6 protein-coding genes are annotated in these 5,210 nt (G+C 61.9%); 1 reads left to right on the top strand and 5 read right to left on the bottom strand.

Annotated features, from left to right (window positions below; translation table 11 throughout):
* Positions 1-212: 212 nt before the first annotated feature.
* Complete coding sequence (gene tyrS / locus Q0C59_RS18425; protein WP_291218290.1) at positions 213-1,475, bottom strand: tyrosine--tRNA ligase; 1,263 nt, start codon at positions 1,473-1,475, stop codon at positions 213-215.
* 200 nt (positions 1,476-1,675) lie between these two features.
* Between tyrS and Q0C59_RS18430 the strand changes: the two genes are divergently transcribed.
* Positions 1,676-3,031: a peptidoglycan DD-metalloendopeptidase family protein gene (locus Q0C59_RS18430; protein WP_291218292.1), complete on the top strand. Its 1,356-nt coding sequence runs from the start codon at positions 1,676-1,678 to the stop codon at positions 3,029-3,031.
* Between the two features lie 75 nt (positions 3,032-3,106).
* On the opposite strand, the gene erpA is transcribed toward Q0C59_RS18430, so the two are convergent.
* The 4 genes from erpA to rpsI all read right to left on the bottom strand — a co-directional run.
* Positions 3,107-3,472: an iron-sulfur cluster insertion protein ErpA gene (gene erpA / locus Q0C59_RS18435; protein WP_291218294.1), complete on the bottom strand. Its 366-nt coding sequence runs from the start codon at positions 3,470-3,472 to the stop codon at positions 3,107-3,109.
* 112 nt (positions 3,473-3,584) lie between these two features.
* A complete protein-coding gene (locus tag Q0C59_RS18440; protein ID WP_291218296.1) occupies positions 3,585-3,983 on the bottom strand; it encodes a polymer-forming cytoskeletal protein in 399 nt (132 codons plus the stop codon).
* A gap of 31 nt (positions 3,984-4,014) precedes the next feature.
* Positions 4,015-4,674 carry a DUF6776 family protein gene (locus tag Q0C59_RS18445; RefSeq protein ID WP_366518874.1) on the bottom strand — a complete coding sequence of 220 codons (660 nt, stop codon included), beginning with the start codon at positions 4,672-4,674 and terminating at the stop codon, positions 4,015-4,017.
* 149 nt (positions 4,675-4,823) lie between these two features.
* Positions 4,824-5,210, bottom strand: a 387-nt coding sequence (gene rpsI, locus Q0C59_RS18450) for a 30S ribosomal protein S9 (protein ID WP_291218299.1), incomplete at its 5' end; no start/stop codon positions are given.

Consider the following 5,210-nt stretch of genomic DNA (forward strand, 5'->3'; position numbering starts at 1 on the left):
GTCGAATCCGCCGTGTGCCCCAGTCTTTATGCCGGGATGCAATCCCAGGAGGAGGCAGGGGGTCACGAGGCGGGCTCTCTTGGGTGCAAGGAGAGCGGGGTCAGAGTATCAGGAGGAGGGGCCAAAGGCCCCGGGGGACATTCGCGGAGCAGAGCGCCGTGCCGCTCCGATCCCGCGAGGTCAATGAACGAAGCGCAACGAGGGAAAAGAAATTAGGTCAAGGAGACGCGAGCAAACTTCCGCTTCCCCACCTGCACCACAAACGTCCCGGCAGGCAGCTTCAAACCCTTGTCGCTGATCACCGCCCCATCCACCCGCACACCACCGCCCTCGATCAAGCGGTTGGCCTCGCTGGTGGAAGGCGCCAGACCGGCCGACTTCAACAACGAACCAATGCCCATCGGCGCACCCGACAAGGACACCTCGGGAATCTCGTCCGGCACACCGCCCTTGCTGCGGTTGATGAAGTCCTGCTCGGCGGCATCGGCTGCCGCCGCACTGTGGAACCGCGTGGTGATTTCCTTGGCCAGCGCCACCTTGGCGTCCTTCGGGTTCGCGCCCTGGGCAATGGCCTGTTTCAACGATTCGATGTGCTCCAGCGACTGGAACGACAACAGCGTGTACCAGCGCCACATCAGCGTGTCGGAAATGCTCAGCACCTTGGCGAACATCGAGTTTGCCGGTTCGGTGATGCCGATGTAGTTGTTCTTGCTCTTGGACATCTTGTCCACGCCGTCAAGGCCTTCCAGCAGCGGCATCGTGAGGATGCACTGTGGTTCCTGGCCGTACTCGGCCTGCAGGTGGCGGCCCATCAGCAGGTTGAACTTCTGGTCCGTGCCGCCGAGTTCGAGGTCGCTCTTGAGCGCCACCGAGTCGTAGCCCTGCATCAGCGGATACAGGAACTCGTGCACGCTGATCGGCGTGCCGGCCTTGAATCGGTCGTGGAAATCGTTGCGCTCCATCATGCGCGCCACGGTGTACTTGGCCGCGAGCTGGATCATGCCCATCGAGCCCAGCGGAAGGCTCCATTCGCTGTTGTAACGAATCTCCGTTTTGGCCGGGTCCAGCACCAGGCTGGCCTGCTTGTAGTAAGTCTCGGCGTTGGTCTGGATCTGCTCGGTGGTCAGCGGCGGGCGCGTGTTGTTGCGCCCGGACGGGTCGCCGATCAGGCTGGTGAAGTCCCCAATGAGAAAAATCACCTGGTGCCCCAGGTCCTGCAACTGGCGCATCTTGTTGAGCACCACCGTGTGGCCAATGTGGATGTCCGGCGCCGTCGGGTCCAGCCCCAACTTGATGCGCAGCGGCTGGCCGGTCTTCTCCGACTGTGACAATTTTTTGATCCAGTCGGCCTGGGGAATCAATTCTTCGCACCCCCTGAGTGTCACGTTCAAGGCATTTTTCACACCGTCTGTCAGTACGCCCTCAACAGGATGGTTTTGATGAGTACTTTGTGCTGCTGGGGTGCTGGGATTCATAAGCGTTTTCTCGGGTGCGGGCTACAAGGCGCTGGCTATACTGCGCGCCGAGTGACGGATTTTAGTTGGCGCGCTTTTTGCACATCTTGGAGCCGGCTCATCGCCCAGACGAAATTCGTGTGAACTTGTTCCGCCTGAGCCTCTCAGCCTGTGTGTCCCATCCAACAGACCGTTGGACATCTTTTCAGGAAACACCGATTTTGATCCGCTCGCTGCTCCACTCGCTGACCCAGGTCACTGAGGCCACCCGCCAAAGCCTTGCCAGGCACCCCCGCCGCATCACGGGTGGCATTGGCGCCTTGCTGCTGGGCACCGGCGTCACTGCTTTCGGCATTGCACCGCTTGCACCCGATGCCGCCGACCTTCCGGTGCGCCAGGTCGTCGAAGCCCTCGCCACCCCCACATTTGAAGTGCCTGGCGTGCTGGCCGCTTCTTCCAACGATTTCGTGCTGTTCCGCAGCGACGTGACGCGCCGCGACGACACCGCCCAGAGCCTGCTGCAGCGCCTGGGTGTGGTGGACACCGAGGCCCAAGGCTTCCTGCGCACCGACGCCACCGCCCGACAGCTGCTGCAAGGCCGTGGTGGCCGGCTGGTGAGCGTGGAGACCAACGACCGCCAGGAACTGCAACGGCTGACCTCGCGCTGGCTCGCAGGCGACGACCGCAAGTTCTCCCGCCTGGTGATCGAGAACGGGCCTGAAGGCTTCAAGTCTCGCCTGGAGACCGGTGATCTCACCGCCTCGGCACGCCTGGCCAGCGGAACCATCCGCAGTTCGCTGTTCGCCGCCACCGACGCGGCCAACATCCCCGATCCCGTGGCGGTGCAGCTGGCGGAAATGTTCTCCAACGACATCGACTTCCGCCGCGACTTGCGCCAGGGCGACCGCTTCAGCGTGGTCTACGAAAGCCTGGAGGCCGACGGTGAAAGCATGCGCACCGGCCGTGTGCTCAGCGCCGAGTTCATCAACAACGGCCGCAAACACGAAGGCGTGTGGTTCGAGGAACCTGGCCAGCGCGGCGCGTACTACGGCTTCAACGGCGAAAGCTCGCGCAAGTTCTACCTGTCGTCGCCGCTGGAGTTCTCGCGCGTGAGCAGCGGTTACGGCATGCGCTTCCACCCCATCTCCGGCACCCGCAAGGCCCACCTGGGTGTCGACTACGCAGCCCCCACCGGCACGCCTGTGCGAACCATCGGTGATGGCGTGGTCGAATTCGCAGGCGTGCAGCGCGGTTACGGCAATGTCATTTACATCCGTCACCGGGGCAACCAGACCACGGTGTTCGCCCACCTGAGCCGCATTGGCGTGCGCCAGGGCCAGAAGGTGAACCAGGGCGACTGGATCGGTGCCGTGGGCTCCACCGGCGCCTCCACCGGCCCACACTTGCACTTTGAGTTCCGCGACAACGGCGTCCATCAGGATCCACTGGTCATCGCCCGCCAGAGTGAATCGATTCCGATCAATCCGTCGGCTCGTGCCCGCTTTGATGTCTTGGCCCAACTGCAGCGCGTCAAGCTCGACGCGGCCGCCAGCGTTCAGCAGGCCAGCGCCGAGTAAGACTGCACGCTGCAGAAACAGAAAAGGGAGCACCAAGCTCCCTTTTTTTCGTTCGCGCCGACGGCGCGGGTGGCTTCAGACGCTGAAGCTGGAGCCGCAGCCGCAGGTGCTGTTGGCGTTCGGGTTCTTGATCACGAACTGTGCGCCTTCCAAGTCTTCCTTGTAGTCGATCTCGGCGCCCACCAGGTACTGGTAACTCATGGCGTCGATCAACAGCGACACGCCGTTTTTGGACATGGTGGTGTCGTCTTCGTTGACCACTTCGTCGAAAGTGAAGCCGTACTGGAAACCGGAACATCCGCCGCCCTGCACGAACACGCGCAACTTCAGGTCGGGATTGCCCTCTTCGGCCACCAGTTCGGCCACCTTGGCGGCGGCACTGTCGGTGAACACCAGCGGGGCCGGCATGTCGGTCTGGATGTTTTCTGCCACTGCACTCATGGATGACCTCTTGGGATGGTGTGGCCCTTGATCAGGACCACAGGGATAAGGCAGGACGCAAGCTGCGTCCGGAACGTTGAAAGATACTAAATCAAAACGCTCGGGATTGTGCTCAGCCGTTGTTTGCCGCCAGTTTCAGTGTGGGTTTGTCTTCCACGTCGACGGCCATGGGTTTTAGCTGACCGGTGATGGTGGCGCCCTGGTGCATTTCGAGTGCCTTGTACGACACGTCGCCTTCAATGCGCGCCTTGGGCTGCAGCTCGAGCAATTCAAAGGCCTGCACCGGGCCCTTGACATGCCCGTTGATGATCACGTGGTCGGCCAGGATCTGGCCGGTGACCACCGCCACTTCGCTGATCACCAGGATGCTGGGCTGTTCGTCGCTGGCGCGGATGTCGCCCACCACCTCACCGTCGACACGCAGGCCATCGTGAAACAGCACATTGCCTTCAATGCGGGTGCCCTGTGCAATCAGGCTCTTGATGGGCGGTTGTTTTTTCTTGCCAAACATGGGGATTCTCCAAACGACGGATCGCTGTTTGTCACAGCTGGAATGTTTGTACCGACCGCACCGAGGTCCCTTGCAGGATTCTGGCCGTCACGTTTTTTACCATGGCCTGCGTTGGCACATCGACGATGCCTTCCATGCGCAGATAGCCTTTGATCAACACCGGCTGGGGCGCAGGCGCCTGGGCCAGTGACCACGGCTTGCCGTCGAGCGTGCCGGTGAAGGTGATTTCAAGCGCACCCTTGAAGTCAGGTGCGTTCTTGGTGGCCTGCATCATGAGCGCCTGCCAGCGCCATTGGGTATCGGACACCTGCTCGGCCTGCAGGCCGCGGATGCTCAGCGCATCACCGCCCGAACCCGGGATCAGGCGCTCGAAAAATCCGAGGTCGCTGCGCAGCAGTTCGTTGTCGACCTCCAGTTGACGAATGCGCATGGCCAGCTGCTCCTGCGCGCTGCGTTCGGTGGTGAGCAGGCTCTCTGAGGTGTTGGCCACGGACTGGGCCACCAGAAGGTCGGCACGCAAGGTCTGAACTTCGCCACGCAGGCGGCTGAGCTCCTGCTTGGACTCGCGGTCCAGGCCGGCAATGTCGCGACCGAACTCGAAGGCCCACATGGCCAGCGAACCCGAGAAGCCGAGCACGACCGCTCCCAACAACCAGCGAAACGGCCACGGCAACGCACTGCGGACCGCCATGCGCGGTGCACTGACGGTGAGTTTTCTGCGAAGTAGCCGAAACCGCATGCAAACCTTTCAAAGTGAAAGCAAACGCAACCCAGGCCCAGAAAGCAAAAACCGCCCCAAGTTCGACTTGAAGGCGGCTTTTGCAGTTGAGGCCAGACAGATTAGCGTTTGCTGAACTGCTTGCGACGGCGCGCGGAGCGCAGACCGACTTTTTTCCGTTCGACTTCGCGGGCATCGCGCGTCACGAAACCGGCTTGCGACAGGCCCGGCTTGAGCGTGGCGTCGTAGTCGATCAGGGCGCGGGTGATGCCGTGGCGCACAGCGCCGGCCTGACCGGATTCGCCACCGCCATGCACGTTCACCATCACGTCGAAGGTATCGGCGTGGTTGGTCAGCAGCAGGGGCTGCTTGCAAATCATGATGGAGGTTTCACGGCCAAAGTAGGCCTGAATGTCCTTGCCATTGACCACGATCTGGCCAGAGCCTTTTTTCAGGAAAACACGGGCGACGCTGGATTTGCGACGGCCGGTTCCATTGTTCCATTCACC

Origin of the sequence: Hydrogenophaga sp., from assembly GCF_022844385.1 — a bacterium.
Taxonomy (GTDB): domain Bacteria; phylum Pseudomonadota; class Gammaproteobacteria; order Burkholderiales; family Burkholderiaceae_C; genus Hydrogenophaga.

Coding starts and splice junctions, on each gene's coding strand:
- tyrS (WP_291218290.1), bottom strand. CDS start 1,475: ATGAATCCCAGCACCCCAGCAGCACAAAGTACTCATCAAAACCATCCT.
- Q0C59_RS18445 (WP_366518874.1), bottom strand. CDS start 4,674: ATGGCGGTCCGCAGTGCGTTGCCGTGGCCGTTTCGCTGGTTGTTGGGA.
- Q0C59_RS18440 (WP_291218296.1), bottom strand. CDS start 3,983: ATGTTTGGCAAGAAAAAACAACCGCCCATCAAGAGCCTGATTGCACAG.
- erpA (WP_291218294.1), bottom strand. CDS start 3,472: ATGAGTGCAGTGGCAGAAAACATCCAGACCGACATGCCGGCCCCGCTG.